Annotated in this window: 17 protein-coding genes, 9 tRNA genes and 5 rRNA genes (1 of these 31 only partly in view); all 31 read right to left on the bottom strand. The window is 43.4% G+C overall.

What is annotated here, in order from left to right:
• Positions 1 to 39: 39 nt before the first annotated feature.
• Positions 40 to 186: a 50S ribosomal protein L33 gene (rpmG, locus tag AC2TFD_RS00760; RefSeq protein ID WP_335513277.1), complete on the bottom strand. Its 147-nt coding sequence runs from the start codon at positions 184 to 186 to the stop codon at positions 40 to 42.
• A gap of 111 nt (positions 187 to 297) precedes the next feature.
• Entirely contained in the window at positions 298 to 903 is a 606-nt protein-coding gene (gene sigH, locus AC2TFD_RS00755; protein WP_335513383.1) for an RNA polymerase sporulation sigma factor SigH, read from the bottom strand.
• A gap of 114 nt (positions 904 to 1,017) precedes the next feature.
• Entirely contained in the window at positions 1,018 to 1,527 is a 510-nt protein-coding gene (locus tag AC2TFD_RS00750; protein WP_335513275.1) for an NYN domain-containing protein, read from the bottom strand.
• 2 nt (positions 1,528 to 1,529) lie between these two features.
• Positions 1,530 to 2,279, bottom strand: a complete 750-nt coding sequence (gene rlmB, locus AC2TFD_RS00745; protein WP_335513273.1) for a 23S rRNA (guanosine(2251)-2'-O)-methyltransferase RlmB — start codon at positions 2,277 to 2,279, stop codon at positions 1,530 to 1,532.
• Positions 2,276 to 2,701: a Mini-ribonuclease 3 gene (locus AC2TFD_RS00740; protein WP_335513271.1), complete on the bottom strand. Its 426-nt coding sequence runs from the start codon at positions 2,699 to 2,701 to the stop codon at positions 2,276 to 2,278. The genes rlmB and AC2TFD_RS00740 overlap by 4 nt, the downstream gene beginning before the upstream one ends.
• A 3-nt stretch (positions 2,702 to 2,704) precedes the next feature.
• Positions 2,705 to 4,102 carry a cysteine--tRNA ligase gene (cysS, locus tag AC2TFD_RS00735; RefSeq protein ID WP_335513269.1) on the bottom strand — a complete coding sequence of 466 codons (1,398 nt, stop codon included), beginning with the start codon at positions 4,100 to 4,102 and terminating at the stop codon, positions 2,705 to 2,707.
• Positions 4,083 to 4,751: a serine O-acetyltransferase gene (cysE, locus tag AC2TFD_RS00730; RefSeq protein WP_335513267.1), complete on the bottom strand. Its 669-nt coding sequence runs from the start codon at positions 4,749 to 4,751 to the stop codon at positions 4,083 to 4,085. Before cysE ends, cysS begins: the two co-directional genes overlap by 20 nt.
• A 380-nt stretch (positions 4,752 to 5,131) precedes the next feature.
• Positions 5,132 to 6,589, bottom strand: coding sequence for a glutamate--tRNA ligase (gene gltX, locus AC2TFD_RS00725; RefSeq protein ID WP_335513265.1), 1,458 nt, complete (start codon positions 6,587 to 6,589; stop codon positions 5,132 to 5,134).
• Between the two features lie 204 nt (positions 6,590 to 6,793).
• Positions 6,794 to 7,270, bottom strand: coding sequence for a 2-C-methyl-D-erythritol 2,4-cyclodiphosphate synthase (ispF, locus tag AC2TFD_RS00720; RefSeq protein ID WP_335513263.1), 477 nt, complete (start codon positions 7,268 to 7,270; stop codon positions 6,794 to 6,796).
• A 2-nt stretch (positions 7,271 to 7,272) separates the two neighbouring features.
• Complete coding sequence (gene ispD, locus AC2TFD_RS00715) at positions 7,273 to 7,962, bottom strand: 2-C-methyl-D-erythritol 4-phosphate cytidylyltransferase (protein WP_335513261.1); 690 nt, start codon at positions 7,960 to 7,962, stop codon at positions 7,273 to 7,275.
• A gap of 72 nt (positions 7,963 to 8,034) precedes the next feature.
• On the bottom strand, positions 8,035 to 9,120 hold the full coding sequence (locus tag AC2TFD_RS00710) for a PIN/TRAM domain-containing protein (protein WP_335513260.1): 1,086 nt from the start codon (positions 9,118 to 9,120) through the stop codon (positions 8,035 to 8,037).
• 157 nt (positions 9,121 to 9,277) lie between these two features.
• On the bottom strand, positions 9,278 to 10,351 hold the full coding sequence (disA, locus tag AC2TFD_RS00705; RefSeq protein ID WP_335513258.1) for a DNA integrity scanning diadenylate cyclase DisA: 1,074 nt from the start codon (positions 10,349 to 10,351) through the stop codon (positions 9,278 to 9,280).
• A 3-nt stretch (positions 10,352 to 10,354) separates the two neighbouring features.
• Positions 10,355 to 11,737, bottom strand: coding sequence for a DNA repair protein RadA (gene radA / locus AC2TFD_RS00700; RefSeq protein ID WP_335513256.1), 1,383 nt, complete (start codon positions 11,735 to 11,737; stop codon positions 10,355 to 10,357).
• 268 nt (positions 11,738 to 12,005) lie between these two features.
• A complete protein-coding gene (gene clpC / locus AC2TFD_RS00695) occupies positions 12,006 to 14,447 on the bottom strand; it encodes an ATP-dependent protease ATP-binding subunit ClpC (RefSeq protein ID WP_335513254.1) in 2,442 nt (813 codons plus the stop codon).
• A gap of 13 nt (positions 14,448 to 14,460) precedes the next feature.
• Positions 14,461 to 15,534 (bottom strand): protein-arginine kinase McsB, encoded by a 1,074-nt coding sequence (gene mcsB / locus AC2TFD_RS00690; protein ID WP_335513253.1) that lies wholly within the window; start codon positions 15,532 to 15,534, stop codon positions 14,461 to 14,463.
• 1 nt (position 15,535) lies between these two features.
• A complete protein-coding gene (mcsA, locus tag AC2TFD_RS00685) occupies positions 15,536 to 16,084 on the bottom strand; it encodes a protein-arginine kinase activator protein McsA (protein ID WP_335513249.1) in 549 nt (182 codons plus the stop codon).
• Between the two features lie 30 nt (positions 16,085 to 16,114).
• The gene (locus AC2TFD_RS00680) at positions 16,115 to 16,576 is read right to left on the bottom strand and encodes a CtsR family transcriptional regulator (protein WP_335513247.1); all 462 of its coding nucleotides are present in this window, start codon (positions 16,574 to 16,576) and stop codon (positions 16,115 to 16,117) included.
• 668 nt (positions 16,577 to 17,244) lie between these two features.
• A 5S ribosomal RNA gene (rrf, locus tag AC2TFD_RS00675) occupies positions 17,245 to 17,360 on the bottom strand.
• Between the two features lie 79 nt (positions 17,361 to 17,439).
• Positions 17,440 to 20,375: ribosomal RNA gene (locus tag AC2TFD_RS00670) — 23S ribosomal RNA — on the bottom strand.
• 200 nt (positions 20,376 to 20,575) lie between these two features.
• Positions 20,576 to 22,125 (bottom strand): 16S ribosomal RNA (locus AC2TFD_RS00665).
• A gap of 253 nt (positions 22,126 to 22,378) precedes the next feature.
• Positions 22,379 to 22,454, bottom strand: a tRNA-Ala gene (locus AC2TFD_RS00660).
• A 22-nt stretch (positions 22,455 to 22,476) separates the two neighbouring features.
• Positions 22,477 to 22,553 (bottom strand) — tRNA-Pro (locus tag AC2TFD_RS00655).
• A 7-nt stretch (positions 22,554 to 22,560) separates the two neighbouring features.
• Positions 22,561 to 22,637: transfer RNA gene (locus AC2TFD_RS00650), tRNA-Arg, on the bottom strand.
• Positions 22,638 to 22,664: 27 nt separating this feature from the next.
• A tRNA-Leu gene (locus AC2TFD_RS00645) sits at positions 22,665 to 22,753 on the bottom strand.
• Between the two features lie 5 nt (positions 22,754 to 22,758).
• A tRNA-Gly gene (locus AC2TFD_RS00640) sits at positions 22,759 to 22,833 on the bottom strand.
• Between the two features lie 23 nt (positions 22,834 to 22,856).
• Positions 22,857 to 22,938 (bottom strand) — tRNA-Leu (locus tag AC2TFD_RS00635).
• Positions 22,939 to 22,998: 60 nt separating this feature from the next.
• Positions 22,999 to 23,074 (bottom strand) — tRNA-Lys (locus tag AC2TFD_RS00630).
• A 73-nt stretch (positions 23,075 to 23,147) separates the two neighbouring features.
• A tRNA-Thr gene (locus AC2TFD_RS00625) sits at positions 23,148 to 23,223 on the bottom strand.
• Between the two features lie 36 nt (positions 23,224 to 23,259).
• Positions 23,260 to 23,335 (bottom strand) — tRNA-Val (locus AC2TFD_RS00620).
• A 10-nt stretch (positions 23,336 to 23,345) separates the two neighbouring features.
• Positions 23,346 to 23,461, bottom strand: a 5S ribosomal RNA gene (rrf, locus tag AC2TFD_RS00615).
• Between the two features lie 79 nt (positions 23,462 to 23,540).
• Positions 23,541 to 24,962, bottom strand: a 23S ribosomal RNA gene (locus AC2TFD_RS00610); it runs 1,514 nt beyond the window's last position.
• Together the 16S, 23S and 5S rRNA genes with 9 tRNA genes alongside form the textbook arrangement of a ribosomal RNA operon.

The following is a 24,962-nucleotide window of genomic DNA, read 5'->3' as shown; positions in this document are numbered from 1 at the left end:
CCTCCAACTATCGGAATAACATTGCATGTATGACTGAAATTACTTTGTTTCTCTGTGGATTGTATGGGAGGCGCATGTTTTGCAATACTTTTTTAATTCTAACCGTTCAGATTGTGACGGGTTAGCATTCGTGGAATAATTACGTGAACCACAGTCAGCACATGCTAGAACAACCTTTTTACTCATAATGTGTCACCTTCAACATCCATCTTTATATCCATAAAAAGATAACACGACCCCTAATTATTGTCAACAACCCGTGTGAGCGGATTCAAAAGTTTGACAAAGTTTTCAATTTTACAAACTAAACTCTCTAATTTCTAAATACCGTTCTAATTTCCTTTTCACACGCTGCAGGGCATTATCAATTGACTTTACATGGCGGTTCAGTTCTTCTGATATTTCTTGATAGGATTGCCCGTCAAGGTATAATGCCAGAACCTTCCGTTCCAAATCACTTAATAATTCGGCCATTTTCACTTCGATATGATCAAACTCTTCTTGATTAATAATCAATTCCTCTGGATCCAACACCTTTGCACCCGATAAGACGTCCATTAATGTACGATCGGATTCTTCATCATAAATAGGCTTGTCCAAGGATACATAGGAATTTAGCGGTATATGCTTTTGTCTTGTTGCTGTTTTAATAGCAGTAATAATTTGCCGGGTGATACATAATTCTGCAAACGCTTTAAATGAAGTCAGCTTGTCCTCACGGAAATCACGTATAGCCTTATAAAGGCCAATCATTCCCTCCTGGACAATATCCTCTTTATCCGCTCCAATTAAGAAGTAGGACCTTGCCTTTGCACGTACAAAGTTACGATACTTGTGAATTAAATAATCTAATGCCTCACTATTTCCTTGGTGCACTAGATCCACCATTTCCTCGTCTTCCATTGAAAAAAATAGCTCGTTGCCTTTTTCCCCGAAGTCTGTACCCAATTAAGATCCCCTCCACCGAACAAGCATAGATAGTATTATTATACCGCCCGAAACTTATGGGTGCAACGCTTACTTTTCACCCCTGCGCCATTTTTCGAAAATTTCTGCAATCTCATTACTAATCGGTATTTTTGAGAATGGTCGTTCCTCTTGTATGTTTTTTACTTTTTTCTCTATTCCTTTTTCCACCAAGGACATCTCTATAAGTAACTCCCGCGCTGATTTCCTTAATGCTCCTTGTCCAAAAATAGCCCATTGCTCCGTAAAATCGGAGGTAGCTACATGAATTTGAGTCCTCCGATTATTTAAAGCAATGGCCATTTTTTCAATCCGTTCGTCAGCTGTTTCGTTTTCTTTTGTAAAAATAACCTCTACCTTATGGTTTTTATATTTTTTCTCGATACCCTGAACATAGTAGGCATCAAATACAATGATAACACGATAACCTGAAAAAGCCTGGTATTCTGCCATTCTCTCTATTAAGCGGTCTCTTGCAGCGGGCAAATCATGGTCTTTTAATGCCCTTAGCTCCGGCCATGCCCCAATAATGTTATATCCATCAACAAGCAATATATCCATTTCTATCCCTCTAGAGGATGCCGCCTGCGGTATACCTCATACATTAATATGGCTGCAGCAACGGACGCATTTAATGAAGTTACCTTTCCAGCCATCGGCAGGTTTATGAGAAAGTCACATTTATCTCGTATCAGCCTCCCCATACCTTTTCCTTCACTTCCAATCACAAGACCTAGTGGCATTGTACCATCCATTTGACGATAATCTTGTTTTCCACTGGCGTCAGTACCTGCAATCCAAATACCGCGCTCTTTTAATTCATCAATCGTTCTTGCCATGTTGGTTACACGGACAACCGGAATATGTTCGATTGCACCCGTTGAGGCTTTTGCCACTGTTGCCGTTAAACCAACCGCTCTTCTTTTTGGAATAATAATTCCATGGGCTCCCACTGCATCAGCTGTCCGCATGATCGATCCCAAATTGTGCGGGTCCTCAATTTCATCCAATAACAAAAAGAAAGGAGGCTCGTTACTCTTTTCTGCAGCTGTAAATAAATCATCCAGTTCTGCATATTGATAGGCAGCGACATAAGCTAGAACTCCTTGATGATTTTCATCCGATAGCTGATCAATTTTTTTCTTAGGGACATATTGGACAATTACATTTGCTTCCTTTGCTAATTGGATTAACTGCTGCATTTGACCACGCTGCGAAGATTCTGCAATTAATATTTTGTTAATGTCTCTTTCTGACCTAAGAGCCTCCATTACCGGATTTTTCCCAATGATATAATCCTTGTTCTCGTTCATTTGCTTGTTCCTCCTTTCTTTTCTTCAACAAATTCAAAGGACTTTAAGATCAGTTCTTCTAATCGTTCTATATCACCTGTCAAATATAAGAAACCCATTAGTGCTTCAAATGCGGTGCTGTAATGATACGTTTGAACATCTGTATTTTTCGGTACTGTACCTGATTTAGCATTACGCCCGCGTTTGACCACCGCTAACTCCTCTTCTGACAAGAGATTTTCATCCATCATCTTAAATAGTACCTGGCATTGAGCTTTAGCAGAAACATAGGTTGTTCCCTCGCGGTGGAGAAGGTTTGGCCTTACTCTCCCGCTTTGCAGGAGGTGACGTCTGACATACATCTCATATACAGCATCACCCATATAAGCCAGCGCAAGACTATTCAATTGATTGGCGTCTATTTTTTCTTGATAATCAAGCATGAATTAGCCTCTTTTCCATCTTGTTCCCTGCGGTGTATCTTCCAGAATAATATTCATTTCCTTTAATTGATCTCTTATCTGATCTGATAGCTGAAAATTACGGTCCTTACGAGCCTGGATCCTTTTTTCAATGAGGGCATCTATTTCTTCATCTAACATTTCCGCCGCTTCCAGTGTCAGACCCAAGACATTAAATAATTCATCAAATTGGTTTGTGAACGCATCAATTACTTCTACTGCTGTATTCTTTTCTAAAAGGTAGTAATTGGCGAGCTTCGAAAGGTCAAATAGAACGGAAATAGCTTTCGCTGTGTTGAAATCATCATCCATCGCTTTAATAAACTCTTCCTGTAAGGCTGTGATTTTGTCTAACCACTCCTGATTATCATTTGTTAGATTTGTACTCGATTCTTTCCGATGCTTTAGATTTTGATAAGAGGTAGTTAATCGTTCAAAGGCAGCCTTTGTACTTTCCAATAACTCTTCACTATAGTTGATTGGATTACGGTAATGAACAGATAGCATAAAGAATCGTAATACTTGTGGATTATGCTGCTTAATAATGTCATGAACAAGAACAAAGTTCCCAAGGGATTTTGACATTTTTTCATTGTCGATATTGATATAGCCATTGTGCATCCAGTAGCGTGCAAATGGTTTCCCAGAAAGCGCCTCTGACTGAGCAATCTCATTTTCATGGTGAGGGAAGGTTAAGTCTTGACCGCCTGCATGAATATCAATCGTCTCGCCTAGGTATTTCTTTGCCATTGCGGAGCACTCGATATGCCAGCCTGGCCGCCCAATTCCCCAAGGACTTTCCCAATAGATTTCTCCTTCTTTTGCCGCTTTCCATAAGGCAAAATCTAAATCATCTTGTTTCTTCTCTCCAACCTCAATCCTCGCACCTACCTGCAGGTCATCAATGGATTGATGAGACAGCTTTCCGTAACCATTAAACCTTCTTGTACGGAAGTAGACATCTCCTTCAGATTCATAGGCATAGCCCTTTTGGATGAGAGCATCAATAAATTCAATTATGATATCCATATTATCCATTACACGCGGATGGACATCGGCATGTTTGCACCCTAATGCTGTTACATCCTCAAAATATGCTTCAATAAAACGGTCAGCAACCGTTGGGACATCTACTCCAAGCTGATTGGCAGCACGGATTAATTTATCATCTACATCTGTAAAGTTAGATACATATTGAATGTCATACCCTCGATACTCAAAATAACGGCGAACCGTATCAAAAACAATTGCCGGTCTTGCGTTGCCGATATGAATATAGTTATAGACAGTCGGACCGCAAACATACATTTTTACTTTTCCTTCTTCGAGCGGGACAAATACTTCTTTTTTACGGGTTAGTGTATTATACAGCTGTATGGTCATTCATCTTTTTCCTTTCTTTCTTCAATTCATATAACTCATTTCTCAAATCAGCTAGTTCGTCTTGCAAATCTCTAATTCGGTCCGCAATAGGGTCTGGGAGATTACTATGGTCTAGATCCCTTGTAATTCGCTTTCCATTTTGAATAACTACCCTTCCAGGTACCCCGACAACCGTTGAATTTGGCGGTACTTCTTTTAAGACAACCGATCCTGCACCAATCTTGGAGTTTTCGCCTATCGTTATCGAACCCAGCACTTTTGCACCTGTTGCGATTAATGCATTATCCATAATGGTTGGATGACGTTTCCCTTTCTCTTTCCCCGTTCCTCCGAGTGTTACCCCTTGAAATACCGTAACGTTATCACCAATTTCACAAGTCTCCCCAATGACAACCCCCATACCATGGTCAATAAAGAATCTCCTGCCTATTTTTGCACCTGGATGGATTTCAATACCTGTGAAGAATCGACTTATTTGAGAAATGACCCGTGCAAAGAAATAAAACCTTCTGTTGAAAAATGCATGGGCAATGCGATGCGCCCAAATGGCATGTAATCCTGAATACGTTAAGATTACTTCAATGTGACTTCTTGCTGCAGGATCTTGTTCAAAAACAACCTCAATATCCTCCTTCATCCTTTTGAACATGTTCTCATTCCCCCCTAAATGTATGGATACGTTATGTGTAAAACAATCCCCATCTTTTCCCCATAAAATAAAAAACGCCCCTGTCTTAACGACAGAGACGCGTTCGGCGTGGTTCCACTCTGATTAGACCGGTAAGCTTATCTGCATGCAGCTTACATGGGTCTCACTCTACCTGTTAACGGAAGGGTTCCGCCCAAATCTACACAGATTTCATCTTTTCGAAATGGGACTCAGAGGTGCATGTTCAAACATGAGAGGCTTAAACCACTTTCAGCCGGTGATGGTTTTCTCTTTAAAGCATCATCTTCTACTTTTCCTCATCTACACTTTTTCATATAAAAAGTTTATTTCTTTTACTATATTACATTTTGGCTCCGATGTTAACCAATAATTTTTTGAATTCGCTTTAATACTTTTTCTTTTCCTAAAAGCTCAATCGCTTGGGGTAAATCTGGACCGTGAGTTTGACCTGAAACAGCTGCACGAATTGGCATAAACAGATTTTTTCCCTTTTGCCCAGTAGATTTTTGAACTGACTTCATTGCGCCCTTAATTTCGTCGGCTTTAAAGTGCTCCAGCTTTTCAAGCTCTTCGGAAAATGCCTTTAGGACTTGGGGTACGGTTTCCCCTGATAATACTTCCTTGGCGTCCTCTTCATATAATGCTTCCTCTATGAAGAACATATCCGATAATTCAACAATCTCTGCACCAAAGCTCATTTTTTCTTGTAAAAGCGAAACTAAGCTTTTTGTCCATTGCTGTTCCTCTTCTGTTATGTTCTCATTTAATCGTCCAGCTTTGACGAGATGTGGTAAGGAAACCTCATAAACTCGGTCTACGTCTACCTTTTTCATATATTGGTTGTTCATCCATGTAAGCTTTTGTGTATCAAATAAAGCTGGTGACTTTGATAAACGATTGGCATCGAATATCTTGATAAACTCCTCTTTCGAATAGAGTTCCTCTTCACCAGATGGAGACCATCCTAGTAATGTTATAAAATTAAATAGGGCTTCAGGCAAATATCCTAATTCTTCATATTGCTCGATGAATTGAATGATTGATTCATCACGTTTGCTTAATTTCTTTCTGCTTTCATTTACAATCAGTGTCATATGACCAAATATCGGCGGCTCCCAGCCCAATGCTTCATAAACCATTAGCTGCTTAGGGGTATTCGAAATATGGTCATCACCGCGAAGTACATGCGAAATTTTCATTAAGTGATCGTCGATGGTAACCGCAAAGTTATAAGTTGGTGTCCCATCCTTTTTAATGATTACCCAATCACCCATTCCTTCAGATTCAAAAGATACCGGTCCTTTTACCATATCATCAAATGTAAAAGTCTTTCCTTCTGGTACCAACATTCTTATACTTGGCTCACGGCCTTCACTCTCTAATTTGGCTCGTTCTTCAGCAGTTAGATGTCGGCACTTTCCAGAATACTGAGGAGTTTCGCCTCTCTCTGTTTGTGCTTCCCGCTCTGCTTCTATCTCTTCTTCTGTACAATAACATTTATAGGCATGGCCATTCTCTAGTAATTGATTGTAATAGGTTTGATAAATATCATTTCTTTCAGACTGTCGATATGGACCATATTCACCACCGACATCCACACTTTCATCCCAATCCATACCAAGCCATTTTAAATATTTTAATTGACTTTCTTCTCCGCCGGCAATATTTCTTTTTTTATCAGTATCCTCAATCCGGATAATAAATTTCCCGCCCTGATTGCGGGCAAACAAATAATTAAATAATGCTGTACGGGCATTTCCAATATGTAAATGTCCAGTTGGACTTGGAGCATACCTTACACGAACTTCACTTGACATCATTATGCCTCCTATTAGAAGAGCGGAAGCGCCTTGACCAGGGGCGACAGGCATAAGACGAGCCGGCTAGAAGGTTGCTCTTTAACCTTCTTGACGGATTGGCTTATGACCCGAGCCCCTAGGCGCTGCAGCTAGACATTTCTCTAAGTTTAATAACTACATCTGATTTATTTTATCATTGTGTATTTACGCAATAAAGATAAATTATATCTTTTTCAACAATACAACTACTTGTGAGGCAATCCCTTCACCACGGCCTGTAAAACCTAACTTCTCAGTTGTCGTTGCTTTTACATTGATTTGTTCAGGAGAAGCATTTAGTAATTCTGCAATTCGCTCTTTCATTTGCCCGATATAGGGTGCCATTTTTGGCTTCTGTGCAATAATAGTACAGTCTGCATTTACAAGCTCATATCCTTTGTCCTTCACAAGTTGCCATACATGTTCCAACAGCTTAGCAGAATCTGCATCTTTAAACTCCGGATCTGTATCTGGGAAATGCCTGCCTATATCACCTTCCCCAATCGCTCCAAGACATGCATCTGTTACGGTGTGCAATAATACATCTGCGTCTGAGTGACCTAGCAGCCCTTTTTCATAGGGGATCGTAATCCCTCCAATTATAAGCGGACGGTCTTCCGTTAATTGGTGTACGTCAAAGCCCTGACCAATTCGAAACATATTTAAAAACTCCCTTGTCTTTTCTTAACTATTGCTTCTGCAAAAAATAAATCTTCTTTGGTAGTAAGCTTGATATTATCATAATCCCCCTCAATCATGGTGACTGGATGAGAGATTCTCTCTACCAAACTTGAATCATCCGTGCCAATAAAAGAATCCTTCTCGGCCTGTTCATATGCCTTATACAATATGGAAAAACGAAAAGCTTGTGGGGTTTGAACAGCCCACAAGCTAGACCTTTCGACAGTTGCCATTACCAAATGATCACGTACTGTTTTCATGGTATCTTTCGCTGGCACTCCAATGATTGCTGCACCTGTTTGTTGTGCTGTTTCCAACAATCGGTGAATATGTTCCTTCAGAATAAAAGGTCGGGCGGCATCATGAACAAGAATAATTCCATCGGTCTCCACTGTTTTTAATGCATTATAAATGCTATCCTGACGTTCTTTTCCACCAGGAACTAATCTCAGCACCTTTTTCACCTGATGCTGCTTTAATAATAATTTAAATTCTACCTCATCCTGAGGGCTAATAGCTAAAATAATGCCCTCACATAACTCATCTTCATCGAACACCTTTAGAGAGTGAATGAGTACAGGCATGTTATTTAGTTCTAACAGAAGCTTATTTTTCCCCGCTCCCATCCTTTTCCCTTGGCCGGCTGCCGGGATAATGACTTGATAAGCCATAGAAAAACTCCAATCTGCTCTTTCTTATTGTCTAGCACTAGCGACTTGGTGCTTCCGCTATTTTGTCCGCCATTACAGTGCCTTCTCTAGTAATTTTGGTTTTGCAAATATCATTCTTCCTGCTGAAGTTTGAAGAACACTCGTAACTAGAACATCTATTCTTTTTCCGATATATTCTCTGCCCTCTTCCACTACAATCATGGTTCCATCATCAAGATACGCAACACCTTGGTGATATTCTTTTCCATCCTTGATTACCTGTACGGCTAACTCTTCTCCAGGCAGGACCACCGGTTTAACCGCATTGGCTAAATCATTGATATTTAAGACAGAGACGCTCTGTAATTCACATACCTTATTAAGATTAAAATCATTTGTTACAAGCATACCGTTCGTAATCTTGGCTAGTTTCACCAGCTTGCTGTCCACTTCTTGTATTTCATCAAAATCGCCTTCATAAATTTCAACTTTAATGGCAAGTTCCTTTTGAATTCGATTTAAGATATCCAATCCCCGTCTCCCTCTATTACGCTTAAGGACGTCAGAAGAATCAGCTATATGCTGTAATTCCTCAAGCACAAAACGAGGAATTACAATGGTTCCTTCTAAAAACCCTGTTTGGCAAATATCAGCCACTCGACCATCAATAATTACACTTGTATCTAGAATCTTCAGCGATTGCCCTTCAGCCTTTTCAGGATCTTCATCCCCAGATTTCTTTTTCCCTCGGCTGCCAAAAAGATTTAAAAACTCATCTCTTTTCTTAAATCCCACCTGAAAGCCTAAGTAACCAAATAATAATGTCAGTAAAATGGGAGCGACAGCATTTAGTATAGGTTCTTGAACTGCATTTAGAGCAAATCCGATTAAAAAGGCTACTAATAAGCCAAAGATTAATCCCATACTGCCAAAAATCACATCTGTTACCGGGATTTTTACCAGTGAATCTTCTGCCCATTTAATAAACTCAAGTACATAATCTACTGCCCAAAAAGTTATAAGATAAAAAATAATTGCACCTATAATAGCTGCTGCATATGAGTTACTGATTATTGGAATGTCATCAAAATTAATTAATTTTAGCAGTTGCGGAATTAACAATATTCCAAGCGTACCGCCAGTTATGAGAAAACATGCTTGCACAATACGTCTTAACATTCCTTCACCTCCTCTACTCATTATAAACATATTCCCAAAATTGAAACCTTTGTTTGTCGATTATTTTGTCAAAATGGTTAAAATAAATCGTTATAATTTTCACTTCATAGGGTAGCACTCGAGAAATCTCCTGTCAACAAATGGAAATTTAAAAAACTTATATTTGTCGCTCCGTATATAAGCGATCTTTAATTAACTTTAAGCCTTCCTTGATTTTTTTTGCGCGAATTTCTCCTATGCCTTCAACATCGTCTAAATTTTCAACACTTGCTGAGACGATTGCGGAAAACTCACTAAAGCTGTTAATGATATTTTCAATAATCACCATTGGAAGACGAGGTATTTTGTTCAAAATCCGATACCCACGAGGTTGTTTACTTTCATCTAACGGAATATATCCTTGATAACCCATTAGTTTTAAAATCGTAATATCATCTAATGATCCATTACTGGTGACTGTCTGCATTCGTTTAAGGACATCTCTTGCCTTTATATCCCTATCCAAAGCATAATCTTTAATAATAAGGGCTGTCTCTTCTTCTAGGTCCGTTAAAATTTCGTTCATTTGCAGACGAATCAGTCTGCCCTCAGTACCGAGCTCGTTTAAGTACGTAATCAGTTCATTTTTTATTCTTAACACCATTTCGAATCGGTGCAGAACAAGAAGAAAATCGTTATAGGTAACGGACTCCTCAAACTCTAAAATACTCAAATTTGCGATGCTTCTCTCGAGGACTGATTTATACTTTTCTAGCATTTGAATAGCCTGATTCGCCTTCGTTAGAATGACAGAAATATCTTTAAGTGCATACCGGAAATTTCCTTGATAGAGCGTGATTACATTTCTTCTTTGAGAAATAGCAATAACAAGTGCCTTTGTTTGTCTCGCTACCCTTTCAGCTGTACGATGCCTCATGCCCGTTTCCGAAGCAGGAATATCTGAATCAGGTGCAAGCTGAGCATTCGCAATTAAAATGGTATTCCCTGCTTCATTCAGGATAATTGCCCCATCCATCTTTGCTAACTCATATAGATAGCTTGGAGAAAACGGACAATTGATTTGGAAACCACCATCCACGATACTTTTAACCTTATCATTGTACCCAATTACAATCAGCCCGCCGGTATTTGCCCTAAGCACATTATCGATTCCTTCACGAATAGGTGTACCCGGGGCAATAAACTGTAAAACCTCGCTTACGGCTTGTTCACCCAGCTTTCTATTTTCCATCTACTACACTCCCAACGCTGCTTTTAAGGCTTCAGCTACAGTAGATACACCAATTAACTCTACACCTTTCGGAGATTGCCAGCCGCTCAAATTATTAGCAGGTAAAATGACACGTTCAAAGCCTAACTTTGCAGCCTCCTGAACGCGCTGTTCAATTCTAGAGACTCTTCTTACTTCACCAGTCAGCCCAACCTCACCGATAATACAATCTGTTGCCCTCGTAGGTTTATCTCGAAAGCTGGAAGCAATACTTACACAGATTGCTAAATCAATAGCAGGTTCATCTAATTTTACCCCGCCAGCCACCTTCAGGTATGCATCCTGATTCTGAAGCAGCATGCCCATTCGCTTTTCTAATACAGCCATTAACAATGGAACACGATTATGATCAATCCCTGTTGCCATTCTTCTTGGATTCCCAAAACTTGTTGGCGAGATTAAAGCTTGAATTTCAACAAGTACCGGACGTGTACCCTCCATGGAGGCTACCACCGTTGAACCCGCTGCACCTTGTGATCTTTCTTCAAGGAAAATCTCAGATGGGTTTGCCACTTCATCAAGCCCAAATTCCTTCATTTCAAAAATTCCCATTTCGTTTGTTGATCCAAAACGATTCTTTACCGCCCGCAGAATTCGATACGTATGGTGGCGTTCCCCTTCAAAATAAAGAACGGTATCTACCATATGCTCTAGTAGTCTTGGTCCGGCAATCGATCCTTCTTTTGTTACATGACCAACAATGAAAATAGCAATCCCATTTGTTTTCCCTATTCTCATTAACTCAGAGGTACACTCGCGAACCTGTGAAACGCTGCCTGGCGCAGAAGTTACTTCCGGATGAAACACAGTTTGTATAGAATCAATAATAACAAAGCTGGGGCTCGTACTTTCAATATTTCGGTTTATTTCTTCTAAATTGGTTTCAGAATACACAAGCAGGTTTTCAGACTGGACTCCCAGCCTTTCCGCACGGAGCTTCGTTTGTCTCAAGGATTCCTCGCCGGATATGTATAAGACTTTATTCCCTTTATTCGCCAGTTGAGATGATACTTGCAGAAGCAGGGTTGATTTACCGATACCAGGGTCACCACCAATTAATACCAGTGAACCCTTTACCACTCCACCGCCTAATACACGATTAAGTTCTTGTAAGTCGGTAAGAATCCTAGGTTCAGACAGGGATTCAACTGCTGTAATAGGGGTTGGCTTGGAGAGGATTGTAGAACCTCCCTGAGAATGAGCAAAGGCACCCCTTCTATTTCCACCTGTTACCTCCACTTCCTCCACCATTTTGTTCCATTGCCCGCATCCAGGGCATTTTCCCATCCATTTAGGAGATTCATACCCGCACTCCTGACACATGAACTTCGTTTTGCGTTTGGCCATTTCTATCTTCTCCTACTCTAAATACAAGGCTCTTTTCTTATATTATTACTATTTAAACAAAATTTAATGTTTGTACTTAATTCCTGCAGAAAATAGCATTTTTTGAAAGAGCTGCAAAATTTATTCAAAAGCACAAATAACTATTTTCACGTTAAAATCGGCTTTAAGATTTTAACAATAATCTACGAAAACAGCCAAATATAAAAAGAGGTACACGGTCAAACTTGTTTCGTGTACCCCTTTAGTTTTTCTTAAAAGTCAGTAATGGTTATTTAGTTAGAGTAGTTTTCTCAGCAGTTCTAACTAAGAATTCACCATTATCCACATCAACTATAACATGCTGACCTGTTAAAACTGTACCTCTGAGCAATTCTTCAGAGAGACGGTCTTCAATATGCTTCTGAATAGCCCTGCGTAATGGGCGGGCACCGTATTCTGGGTCGTAGCCCTCAATCGATATTTTATCCTTAGCAGCTTCCGTAAGCTCTAAAGATATATTTTGCTCTTGGAGACGTTTCACAAGCTGGTCAGATAACAGTGTAACAATTTCTCCAAGATGCTTTTTCTCTAAAGCATGGAAGACAATAATTTCATCAATACGGTTTAAGAATTCTGGACGGAAGGCCTTTTTCAATTCTTCCATTACTTTTCCCTTCATATCCTTATAATTCTGTTCTCCATCTTGAATATTAAAACCAACATACTTATTACGTTTTAATGCTTCGGCTCCTACGTTGGAGGTCATGATCAGAACGGTATTACGGAAATCAACGGTTCTTCCTTTAGAATCCGTTAAGCGACCGTCTTCTAGAACTTGTAATAAAATATTAAATACATCAGGGTGTGCCTTTTCAATTTCATCGAGCAGGATAACGGAATACGGCTTTCTTCTTACCTTCTCCGTTAGTTGACCACCTTCTTCATAACCAACATACCCTGGAGGAGATCCAACCAGTCTGGATGTAGAATGCTTTTCCATGTACTCCGACATATCGATTCGAATCATGGCATCCTCATCACCAAACATGGCTTCAGCAAGTGCTCGAGCTAACTCAGTTTTACCTACACCAGTAGGGCCAAGGAAAACAAAAGAACCAATTGGGCGTTTTGGATCCTTTAAACCTGCCCTTGCACGACGAACCGCTTTGGCAACAGCCTTAACCGCTTCCTCCTGACCAATGACTCGGGAATGAAGAATTTCTTCTAAATTAAGTAATTTTGCGGTTTCTGTTTGAGCTAGCTTAGAGACAGGTATTCCGGTCCAGCTTGCAACAACACTCGCAATATCCTCAACTGTAACTTCACTGTTTTCTTTCCCTTGCTTTTCTTTCCATGTCTTCTTCGTTTCTTCCAACTGCTCACGTAGGCGCTGTTCTGTATCCCTCAAGGACGCTGCTTTTTCAAATTCTTGGCTTTGAACAGCAGAATCTTTCTCCTTACGAACTTCATCAAGCTTCACTTCTAATTCTTTCAAATTTGGCGGTGTTGTATAAGAACGTAAACGGACTTTTGACCCAGCTTCATCAATTAAGTCGATTGCTTTATCTGGGAGAAAACGGTCAGAAATATAGCGGTCAGACAGCTTTACCGCTGCTTCAATAGCCTCATCTGTAATGGAAACACGGTGATGCGCTTCATAACGATCTCGAAGACCTTCTAGTATTCTGACCGACTCCTCAGCTGTTGGCTCATCCACACGAATTGGCTGGAAGCGGCGTTCTAGTGCGGCATCTTTTTCAATATACTTACGATATTCATCCAGCGTAGTGGCTCCAATACATTGAAGCTCGCCACGTGCTAGGGATGGCTTTAAGATGTTAGAAGCGTCAATCGCACCTTCTGCTCCACCTGCTCCAATTAATGTGTGCAATTCATCGATAAAAAGAATGATATTGCCAGCCTGGCGAATTTCATCCATAACCTTTTTCAAACGATCTTCAAATTCTCCACGATATTTGGTACCAGCTACAACTGTTCCCATATCTAATGTCATAACTCGCTTATCACGAAGAATCTCTGGAACCTCGTTATTCACAATTTGTTGTGCAAGTCCTTCAGCAATAGCTGTTTTACCGACACCTGGTTCACCAATTAAAACTGGGTTGTTTTTTGTACGACGGCTTAACACTTCAATAACACGCTGAATTTCTTTACTTCTTCCAATGACAGGGTCCAAGCTTCCTTCTCTAGCGATTGACGTTAAATCTCTAGCTAGACTGTCGAGAGTTGGAGTATTTGCGCTGACTGAGGTCCCTCCCTGATGTCCGCCAGATTCATTACTGCCTAGCAATTGAAGTACCTGTTGACGTGCTTTATTCAAACTTACTCCTAGGTTATTAAGAACTCTTGCTGCTACACCTTCTCCTTCACGGATTAAGCCAAGGAGAATATGCTCTGTACCAACATAAGAATGTCCTAATTTTCTAGCCTCATCCATAGATAATTCAATAACCTTTTTCGCTCTAGGTGTGTAGTGGATCGTTTGGGATGCTTCCTGGCCCTTTCCGATTAACGATTCTACTTCCTTTTGAATTTTCTCAGAACCTAGTCCAAGCCCATAAAGCGCTTTTGCAGCAATGCCTTCTCCCTCACGGACTAAACCTAATAAAATATGCTCAGTTCCAATATTGTTGTGTCCTAGTCTAATTGCTTCCTCTTGTGCTAAAGCTAATACCTTTTGAGCTCTCTCAGTAAAACGGCCAAACATCATATTCCATTCCTCCTCACCTTTTATCTTGCTCCATTTTTAGTCGTTCTCGAATTAGGGCTGCTCGTCTTATATCTCTTTCATTTGGTCTTAAATGCCCGCCTGCGTATTGCTGCAGGAATCCTGGCTGCGTTAAAATCATTAATTCATTTAAAATATTCTTAGGGAGATTATCAATGTATCCCATATCAATACCTAAGCGAAGATCAGATAAGCACTTTGCAGCCTCTTTCGTTTCAATGATCCTGCTATTGGATAACACACCATAAGATCGGAATACTCTATCTTCTAATTGTATGTTCGAAGTTTTGCGTAATGCTTCACGTGCAGACCTTTCTTGTGAAATTAACTGGCTTACAACACCTTTTAGGTCACGGCAAATATCTTCCTCTGACTTTCCTAATGTAATTTGATTGGAGATTTGAAATATATTGCCGAGCGCTTCACTCCCCTCACCATAGATCCCTCTTACAACCAATCCCAGCTGATTAATGGCCGGAATGATACGATTTATTTGCTGGGTCAAAATAAGCCCTGGCAAATGCATCATGACTGAAGCTCGGAGACCGGTACCTACATTCGTAGGGCAGCTTGTAAGATATCCGTGCTTCTCATCAAAACCAAAGTGAATAAAACTCTCAAGCCAATCGTCCAATTCATTTGCTGCGGCCAAAGCCTCTGTTAATTGCAGTCCTGGAAATAAACATTGAATGCGGATATGATCCTCTTCATTAATCATAATACTAACTTCTTCATTTTCGGTTAAAAGAACTGCACCATATGGTGAATCCTCTGCTAAATTTGGACTAATCAAATGCTTTTCTACTAACACCCTTTTTTGTAAAGGCTGTAATTCATCAATTTTTAGTAATTCCATTTGCCCAAACTTTGAAAAATTTGATTCACGGAGTATTTCTTCCATCCTTAAAATAATGGATTGTGCTTCTTCGTGGGAAAATAATGTTGGAAATTTTACATTCTCAAAGTTTCGGGCTAAACGGATTCGGGAACTAAGGACAATATCTGAATCAGGTCCCTCCTCGCTCATCCATGAGCTGACTGCTTGACTAATAAAGCGTTCAAGCGACACGTTATTCCCCTCCCTTATTGCTGCCCGGTAATTCTTTTTCAAGTGTTCGGATTTCGTCTCGGATCTGAGCAGCTTTCTCAAATTCTTCTTGTTGGATTAATTCTTTTAGTTCACTTTTTAGATTTTCTACTTGTTTTTTTAGGTGAATACCTCCACCTATTCTTTTCGGTATTTTACCGCTATGTGACCAATTCCCGCTGTGAAGTCTCTTTAAAACTGGCGGAAGCTGCTCATGAAATGTCTCATAACAATGGGCACATCCGAAACGCCCCACTTTGATGAATTGCGGAAAGGTCATCGAACATACATTACACTGGAGAATTTCTTCCTGATGGAACGTATTTTGATTTTGCTTTTGAACAGTAGTATCTATATTTAATAGACCTGCTAATAGGTTATTAAAAGTAAAACCAGATCCTCCAGTAATCATAAACATCTCGCCCTTTTCATGGGCACACTTTTCGCAAAGATTAACTTCCGTTTTTTCACCGTTGATGATTTTTGTAAAATGCAGTGCAGCAGGCCTTTGATTACATTCCTGGCAAATCATTTTTTATTTCACCTCTCTAGCTGGTATATATTATTTATATTTCAATGATGTTAACATTGCTTTTAACATTCTAGCTCTAAGTTCATCTCGGAATGGAAGATCAATATATAAGACTGAACGATCAATAACACTTAACATAATTTTCGCTTCTCTTTTTGTGATTATCTCCTCATGGACTAGTCTATAGATAACATCTTCTGCCGTAGACTGTGCAATACGATTATCAAAGAGTGATAGTAAATGATCGATTACGTCAACTAAATCATGTGACTGAACCTTCATAATTCGAATATATCCGCCTCCCCCGCGTTTACTTTCTACGATATATCCTCGTTCAATGGTAAAGCGTGTATTAATGACATAATTGATTTGTGAAGGAACACATTGAAATTTATCAGCAATTTCACTGCGCTTTATTTCAACATGCTCTTGCTCACTCATTTCTAGCACTTGCTTCAAATACTTTTCGATAATATCGGAGATGTTCCTCATCTTCCCACCTCCTTCATCTGACTTTGACTATCTTTGACTTTAATTATACTGAAAATTTTATGTAGTTGCAAACAACTGCTACTAATGATTTTCTCCATATTTCGCGTGTGTGAAACCTGTTAAATTAGTTTTTAGGTAATTTGTAGGGGGTGGAGGAGCTTTGTGGCTTTTGATTCCCTTTATCGTGGGAGAATTAAGCTTGAGGGAATCAAAGAGTGGCTTGGTTCCCTTTATCGTGGGAAAATCAGGTTTGAGGGAATCAAAGAGTTGGCTTGGTTCTCTCTATCGTGGGGAAAATCAGGTTTGAGGGAATCAAAGAGTTGGCTTGGTTCCCTCTCTCGTGGGAAAATCAGGTTTGAGGGAATCACATTGGGGTTCTGATTCCCTCAAACCTTAATTATGACCTCTTTTGGAAATCAGATTACATAATTCTCCGACTATCGTTCCCCTTTTCAATAAAAATGCCCCCGCACGGGCACGAATAGCCAGCTTTTGTTACCTCTTTTTAGTAAAACACCACCGCATGGGCACGAATAACCAACATTCGTTCCTCTTTTTAGTAAAACACCATCATACGGGCATGAATCTTCTATAACTATTCTGTCTCCACCCTTTAAACATCCAAATAACACAAAAAAACACAACCCTAATCAGGTTGTGCTTCATTTGCCTGGCAACGTCCTACTCTCACAGGGACAAAGTCCCAACTACCATCGGCGCTGAGAAGCTTAACTTCCGTGTTCGGTATGGGAACGGGTGTGACCTTCTCGCTATTGCTGCCAGACTATTTAATTGAGGTTCATTCCCTCAAAACTAGATAATGTCAGAAGAAGTTTAGTAAAAACGAGTTCATCTTTTAAAAATTGGTTAAGTCCTCGAACGATTAGTATCAGTCAGCTCCACACGTCACCGCGCTTCCACCTCTGACCTATCAACCTGATCATCTTTCAGGGTTCTTACTAGCTTGACGCTATGGGAAATCTCATCTTGAGGGGGGCTTCATGCTTAGATGCTTTCAGCACTTATCCCGTCCGCACATAGCTACCCAGCGATGCCTTTGGCAAGACAACTGGTACACCAGCGGTGCGTCCATCCCGGTCCTCTCGTACTAAGGACAGCTCCTCTCAAATTTCCTGCGCCCACGACGGATAGGGACCGAACTGTCTCACGACGTTCTGAACCCAGCTCGCGTACCGCTTTAATGGGCGAACAGCCCAACCCTTGGGACCGACTACAGCCCCAGGATGCGATGAGCCGACATCGAGGTGCCAAACCTCCCCGTCGATGTGGACTCTTGGGGGAGATAAGCCTGTTATCCCCGGGGTAGCTTTTATCCGTTGAGCGATGGCCCTTCCATGCGGAACCACCGGATCACTAAGCCCGACTTTCGTCCCTGCTCGACTTGTAGGTCTCGCAGTCAAGCTCCCTTGTGCCTTTACACTCTGCGAATGATTTCCAACCATTCTGAGGGAACCTTTGGGCGCCTCCGTTACTCTTTAGGAGGCGACCGCCCCAGTCAAACTGCCCACCTGACACTGTCTCCCACCCCGATCAGGGGTGAGGGTTAGAATTTCAATACAGCCAGGGTAGTATCCCACCGACGCCTCCACCGAAGCTGGCGCTCCGGCTTCTCAGGCTCCTACCTATCCTGTACAAGCTGTACCAAAATTCAATATCAGGCTACAGTAAAGCTCCACGGGGTCTTTCCGTCCTGTCGCGGGTAACCTGCATCTTCACAGGTAGTATAATTTCACCGAGTCTCTCGTTGAGACAGTGCCCAGATCGTTACGCCTTTCGTGCGGGTCGGAACTTACCCGACAAGGAATTTCGCTACCTTAGGACCGTTATAGTTACGGCCGCCGTTTACTGGGGCTTCGATTCAGAGCTTCGCTTAGAGCTAACCCCTCCTCTTAACCTTCCAGCACCGGGCAGGCGTCAGCCCCTATACTTCGCCTTGCGGCTTCGCAGAGACCTGTGTTTTTGCTAAACAGTCGCCTGGGCCTATTCACTGCGGCTCTTCGAGGCTATTCACCTCAAAAAGCACCCCTTCTCCCGAAGTTACGGGGTCATTTTGCCGAGTTCCTTAACGAGAGTTCTCTCGCTCACCTTAGGATTCTCTCCTCGCCTACCTGTGTCGGTTTGCGGTACGGGCACCTTTTATCTCGCTAGAGGCTTTTCTTGGCAGTGTGGAATCAGGAACTTCGGTACTATATTTCCCTCGGCATCACAGCTCAGCCTTACGGTGAACGGATTTTCCTATTCACCAGCCTACCTGCTTACACGCACATATCCAACAGTGCGCTTACCCTATCCTCCTGCGTCCCCCCATCACTCAAACGATAAAGAGGTGGTACAGGAATATCAACCTGTTGTCCATCGCCTACGCCTTTCGGCCTCGGCTTAGGTCCCGACTAACCCTGAGAGGACGAGCCTTCCTCAGGAAACCTTAGGCATACGGTGGATGGGATTCTCACCCATCTTTCGCTACTCATACCGGCATTCTCACTTCTAAGCGCTCCACCAGTCCTTACGGTCTAGCTTCAACGCCCTTAGAACGCTCTCCTACCACTGACATCGTAGATGTCAATCCACAGCTTCGGTGTTACGTTTAGCCCCGGTACATTTTCGGCGCAGAGTCACTCGACCAGTGAGCTATTACGCACTCTTTAAATGGTGGCTGCTTCTAAGCCAACATCCTGGTTGTCTAAGCAACTCCACATCCTTTTCCACTTAACGTAAACTTTGGGACCTTAGCTGGTGGTCTGGGCTGTTTCCCTTTTGACTACGGATCTTATCACTCGCAGTCTGACTCCCACGGATAAGTCTTTGGCATTCGGAGTTTGTCTGAATTCGGTAACCCGATGAGGGCCCCTAGTCCAAACAGTGCTCTACCTCCAAGACTCTTACAACGTGAGGCTAGCCCTAAAGCTATTTCGGAGAGAACCAGCTATCTCCAAGTTCGATTGGAATTTCTCCGCTACCCACACCTCATCCCCGCACTTTTCAACGTGCGTGGGTTCGGGCCTCCATCCAGTGTTACCTGGACTTCACCCTGGACATGGGTAGATCACCTGGTTTCGGGTCTACGACCACATACTTATTCGCCCTATTCAGACTCGCTTTCGCTGCGGCTCCGTCTCTTCAACTTAACCTTGCATGGGATCGTAACTCGCCGGTTCATTCTACAAAAGGCACGCCATCACCCATGAACGGGCTCTGACTACTTGTAGGCACACGGTTTCAGGATCTATTTCACTCCCCTTCCGGGGTGCTTTTCACCTTTCCCTCACGGTACTGGTTCACTATCGGTCACTAGGGAGTATTTAGCCTTGGGAGATGGTCCTCCCAGCTTCCGACCGGATTTCTCGTGTCCGGCCGTACTCAGGATCCACTCAGGAGGGAACGAAGTTTCAACTACAGGGTTTTTACCTTCTATGACGGGCCTTTCCAGACCGCTTCATCTACCCCGTTCCTTTGTAACTCCATGTTGAGTGTCCTACAACCCCAAGAGGCAAGCCTCTTGGTTTGGGCTATGTCCCGTTTCGCTCGCCGCTACTCAGGGAATCGCGTTTGCTTTCTCTTCCTCCGGGTACTTAGATGTTTCAGTTCCCCGGGTCTGCCTTCAATACCCTATGTATTCAGGTAAAGATACTGCTCCATTACGAGCAGTGGGTTCCCCCATTCGGAAATCTCCGGATCAAAGCTTACTTACAGCTCCCCGAAGCATATCGGTGTTAGTCCCGTCCTTCATCGGCTCCTAGTGCCAAGGCATCCACCGTGCGCCCTTTCTAACTTAACCTAAATGGTTATTCTCTTAATTTAATAAGAGAGAAAAACTAAAATGGCAATTCACTCGGTTTTTACTTGGTTTCTTCTTCTTACGATTATCTAGTTTTCAAAGAACGATTAAAAAAAGCTTTGAGAGAATTGTACTCTCAAAACTAAACAAACAAGTAACAGTCAACGTTTATCAGTCCACAAGGACTGTATATTCCTTAGAAAGGAGGTGATCCAGCCGCACCTTCCGATACGGCTACCTTGTTACGACTTCACCCCAATCATCTGTCCCACCTTAGGCGGCTGGCTCCTTACGGTTACCCCACCGACTTCGGGTGTTACAAACTCTCGTGGTGTGACGGGCGGTGTGTACAAGGCCCGGGAACGTATTCACCGCGGCATGCTGATCCGCGATTACTAGCGATTCCGGCTTCATGTAGGCGAGTTGCAGCCTACAATCCGAACTGAGAATGGTTTTATGGGATTGGCTAAACCTCGCGGTCTTGCAGCCCTTTGTACCATCCATTGTAGCACGTGTGTAGCCCAGGTCATAAGGGGCATGATGATTTGACGTCATCCCCACCTTCCTCCGGTTTGTCACCGGCAGTCTCCTTAGAGTGCCCAACTGAATGCTGGCAACTAAGAACAAGGGTTGCGCTCGTTGCGGGACTTAACCCAACATCTCACGACACGAGCTGACGACAACCATGCACCACCTGTCACTCTGTCCCCCGAAGGGGAAAGTCCTATCTCTAGGAGTGTCAGAGGATGTCAAGACCTGGTAAGGTTCTTCGCGTTGCTTCGAATTAAACCACATGCTCCACCGCTTGTGCGGGCCCCCGTCAATTCCTTTGAGTTTCAGCCTTGCGGCCGTACTCCCCAGGCGGAGTGCTTAATGCGTTAGCTGCAGCACTAAAGGGCGGAAACCCTCTAACACTTAGCACTCATCGTTTACGGCGTGGACTACCAGGGTATCTAATCCTGTTTGCTCCCCACGCTTTCGCGCCTCAGCGTCAGTTACAGACCAGAAAGCCGCCTTCGCCACTGGTGTTCCTCCACATCTCTACGCATTTCACCGCTACACGTGGAATTCCGCTTTCCTCTTCTGTACTCAAGTCCCCCAGTTTCCAATGACCCTCCACGGTTGAGCCGTGGGCTTTCACATCAGACTTAAAGGACCGCCTGCGCGCGCTTTACGCCCAATAATTCCGGACAACGCTTGCCACCTACGTATTACCGCGGCTGCTGGCACGTAGTTAGCCGTGGCTTTCTGGTTAGGTACCGTCAAGGTACCGGCAGTTACTCCGGTACTTGTTCTTCCCTAACAACAGAGCTTTACGACCCGAAGGCCTTCATCGCTCACGCGGCGTTGCTCCGTCAGACTTTCGTCCATTGCGGAAGATTCCCTACTGCTGCCTCCCGTAGGAGTCTGGGCCGTGTCTCAGTCCCAGTGTGGCCGATCACCCTCTCAGGTCGGCTACGCATCGTCGCCTTGGTGAGCCGTTACCTCACCAACTAGCTAATGCGCCGCGGGCCCATCTGTAAGTGTCAGCGTAAACCGACTTTCAGCTTCCCCTCATGAGAGGGAAAGAATTATCCGGTATTAGCACCGGTTTCCCGGTGTTATCCCAGTCTTACAGGCAGGTTGCCCACGTGTTACTCACCCGTCCGCCGCTAATCAAGAGGTGCAAGCACCTCTTGATTCGCTCGACTTGCATGTATTAGGCACGCCGCCAGCGTTCGTCCTGAGCCAGGATCAAACTCTCCAAGAAAGTTGATATAGCTCATTTGTTACGTTGGCTTAGCTTTTTTTAAAAAACTAAAAAATTGTTTGTTGACGTTATTGTTTGTTTAGTTTTCAAAGAACAAAGCTACTTCATTGAATCGCTTCTTCTCATTATAAGTTCAGCGAACAATTCTTGTTTGTCGCTCAAGACGACTTTATTATCTTACCAAGTTATTAACCTAAAGTCAATAACTTTATTCAAAATTTATTATCTAATTTCACTAGAGTGAAATTAACCTTGGTGGAGCCTAGCGGGATCGAACCGCTGACCTCCTGCGTGCAAAGCAGGCGCTCTCCCAGCTGAGCTAAGGCCCCAAATTTTATTATAGTAAAAGAATGGTCGGGAAGACAGGATTCGAACCTGCGACCCCTTGGTCCCAAACCAAGTGCTCTACCAAGCTGAGCTACTTCCCGCAAAATATGGCGCGCCCGAAAGGAGTCGAACCCATAACCTTCTGATCCGTAGTCAGACACTCTATCCAATTGAGCTACGGGCGCATATAAACCTATTTTACATGTTAAAAATGGTGCCGAGGACCGGAATCGAACCGGTACGGTAGTCACCTACCGCAGGATTTTAAGTCCTGTGCGTCTGCCAGTTCCGCCACCCCGGCAATAATGGAGCGGAAGACGGGATTCGAACCCGCGACCCCCACCTTGGCAAGGTGGTGTTCTACCACTGAACTACTTCCGCATTATAATAGTAAAAAGCATAAGTGCGGGTGAAGGGAGTCGAACCCCCACGCCTTGCGGCGCCAGATCCTAAGTCTGGTGCGTCTGCCAATTCCGCCACACCCGCATATTGTGATTTTTTTGCTGCCGCAAATGGAAAGTTATCTTCGCGTTAGCGAAAAAACTTTGGTGAGCCATGAAGGACTCGAACCTTCGACCCTCTGATTAAAAGTCAGATGCTCTACCAACTGAGCTAATGGCTCGTACGAATACAATCCCCTAATTTTTGTTAAGGAAAAGTTGAAATCGTCAGATGTCTTTCCTGCTAAAAAAGCATGGTGCCGGCGAGAGGACTTGAACCCCCAACCTACTGATTACAAGTCAGTTGCTCTACCAATTGAGCTACCCCGGCATATATTGAAGATTATCTTCTCTATGTGAATAAATATGGTGGAGGATGACGGGATCGAACCGCCGACCCTCTGCTTGTAAGGCAGATGCTCTCCCAGCTGAGCTAATCCTCCATATAATACAGCCTGGCAACGTCCTACTCTCACAGGGACAAAGTCCCAACTACCATCGGCGCTGAGAAGCTTAACTTCCGTGTTCGGTATGGGAACGGGTGTGACCTTCTCGCCATTGCTGCCAGACTATTTAATTGAGGTTCATTCCCTCAAAACTAGATAATGTCAGAAGAAGTTTAGTAAAAACGAGTTCATCTTTTAAAAATTGGTTAAGTCCTCGAACGATTAGTATCAGTCAGCTCCACACGTCACCGCGCTTCCACCTCTGACCTATCAACCTGATCATCTTTCAGGGTTCTTACTAGCTTGACGCTATGGGAAATCTCATCTTGAGGGGGGCTTCATGCTTAGATGCTTTCAGCACTTATCCCGTCCGCACATAGCTACCCAGCGATGCCTTTGGCAAGACAACTGGTACACCAGCGGTGCGTCCATCCCGGTCCTCTCGTACTAAGGACAGCTCCTCTCAAATTTCCTGCGCCCACGACGGATAGGGACCGAACTGTCTCACGACGTTCTGAACCCAGCTCGCGTACCGCTTTAATGGGCGAACAGCCCAACCCTTGGGACCGACTACAGCCCCAGGATGCGATGAGCCGACATCGAGGTGCCAAACCTCCCCGTCGATGTGGACTCTTGGGGGAGATAAGCCTGTTATCCCCGGGGTAGCTTTTATCCGTTGAGCGATGGCCCTTCCATGCGGAACCACCGGATCACTAAGCCCGACTTTCGTCCCTGCTCGACTTGTAGGTCTCGCAGTCAAGCTCCCTTGTGCCTTTACACTCTGCGAATGATTTCCAACCATTCTGAGGGAACCTTTGGGCGCCTCCGTTACTCTTTAGGAGGCGACCGCCCCAGTCAAACTGCCCACCTGACACTGTCTCCCACCCCGATCAGGGGTGAGGGTTAGAATTTCAATACAGCCAGGGTAGTATCCCACCGACGCCTCCACCGAAGCTGGCGCTCCGGCTTCTCAGGCTCCTACCTATCCTGTACAAGCTGTACCAAAATTCAATATCAGGCTACAGTAAAGCTCCACGGGGTCTTTCCGTCCTGTCGCGGGTAACCTGCATCTTCACAGGTAGTATAATTTCACCGAGTCTCTCGTTGAGACAGTGCCCAGATCGTTACGCCTTTCGTGCGGGTCGGAACTTACCCGACAAGGAATTTCGCTACCTTAGGACCGTTATAGTTACGGCCGCCGTTTACTGGGGCTTCGATTCAGAGCTTCGCTTAGAGCTAACCCCTCCTCTTAACCTTCCAGCACCGGGCAGGCGTCAGCCCCTATACTTCGCCTTGCGGCTTCGCAGAGACCTGTGTTTTTGCTAAACAGTCGCCTGGGCCTATTCACTGCGGCTCTTCGAGGCTATTCACCTCAAAAAGCACCCCTTCTCCCGAAGTTACGGGGTCATTTTGCCGAGTTCCTTAACGAGAGTTCTCTCGCTCACCTTAGGATTCTCTCCTCGCCTACCTGTGTCGGTTTGCGGTACGGGCACCTTTTATCTCGCTAGAGGCTTTTCTTGGCAGTGTGGAATCAGGAACTTCGGTACTATATTTCCCTCGGCATCACAGCTCAGCCTTACGGTGAACGGATTTTCCTATTCACCAGCCTACCTGCTTACACGCA

Source organism: Neobacillus sp. plas4, assembly GCF_057221695.1.
This window is presented reverse-complemented; position numbering and strand designations above follow the sequence as displayed.

Coding starts and splice junctions, on each gene's coding strand:
- rlmB (WP_335513273.1), bottom strand. CDS start 2,279: ATGAACGAGAACAAGGATTATATCATTGGGAAAAATCCGGTAATGGAG.
- AC2TFD_RS00750 (WP_335513275.1), bottom strand. CDS start 1,527: ATGGATATATTGCTTGTTGATGGATATAACATTATTGGGGCATGGCCG.
- radA (WP_335513256.1), bottom strand. CDS start 11,737: ATGGCCAAACGCAAAACGAAGTTCATGTGTCAGGAGTGCGGGTATGAA.
- AC2TFD_RS00710 (WP_335513260.1), bottom strand. CDS start 9,120: ATGTTAAGACGTATTGTGCAAGCATGTTTTCTCATAACTGGCGGTACG.
- clpC (WP_335513254.1), bottom strand. CDS start 14,447: ATGATGTTTGGCCGTTTTACTGAGAGAGCTCAAAAGGTATTAGCTTTA.
- ispD (WP_335513261.1), bottom strand. CDS start 7,962: ATGGCTTATCAAGTCATTATCCCGGCAGCCGGCCAAGGGAAAAGGATG.
- AC2TFD_RS00680 (WP_335513247.1), bottom strand. CDS start 16,576: ATGAGGAACATCTCCGATATTATCGAAAAGTATTTGAAGCAAGTGCTA.
- mcsA (WP_335513249.1), bottom strand. CDS start 16,084: ATGATTTGCCAGGAATGTAATCAAAGGCCTGCTGCACTGCATTTTACA.
- rpmG (WP_335513277.1), bottom strand. CDS start 186: ATGAGTAAAAAGGTTGTTCTAGCATGTGCTGACTGTGGTTCACGTAAT.
- disA (WP_335513258.1), bottom strand. CDS start 10,351: ATGGAAAATAGAAAGCTGGGTGAACAAGCCGTAAGCGAGGTTTTACAG.
- ispF (WP_335513263.1), bottom strand. CDS start 7,270: ATGTTTCGAATTGGTCAGGGCTTTGACGTACACCAATTAACGGAAGAC.
- AC2TFD_RS00740 (WP_335513271.1), bottom strand. CDS start 2,701: ATGCTTGATTATCAAGAAAAAATAGACGCCAATCAATTGAATAGTCTT.
- gltX (WP_335513265.1), bottom strand. CDS start 6,589: ATGTCAAGTGAAGTTCGTGTAAGGTATGCTCCAAGTCCAACTGGACAT.
- cysS (WP_335513269.1), bottom strand. CDS start 4,102: ATGACCATACAGCTGTATAATACACTAACCCGTAAAAAAGAAGTATTT.
- cysE (WP_335513267.1), bottom strand. CDS start 4,751: ATGTTCAAAAGGATGAAGGAGGATATTGAGGTTGTTTTTGAACAAGAT.
- sigH (WP_335513383.1), bottom strand. CDS start 903: ATGGAAGACGAGGAAATGGTGGATCTAGTGCACCAAGGAAATAGTGAG.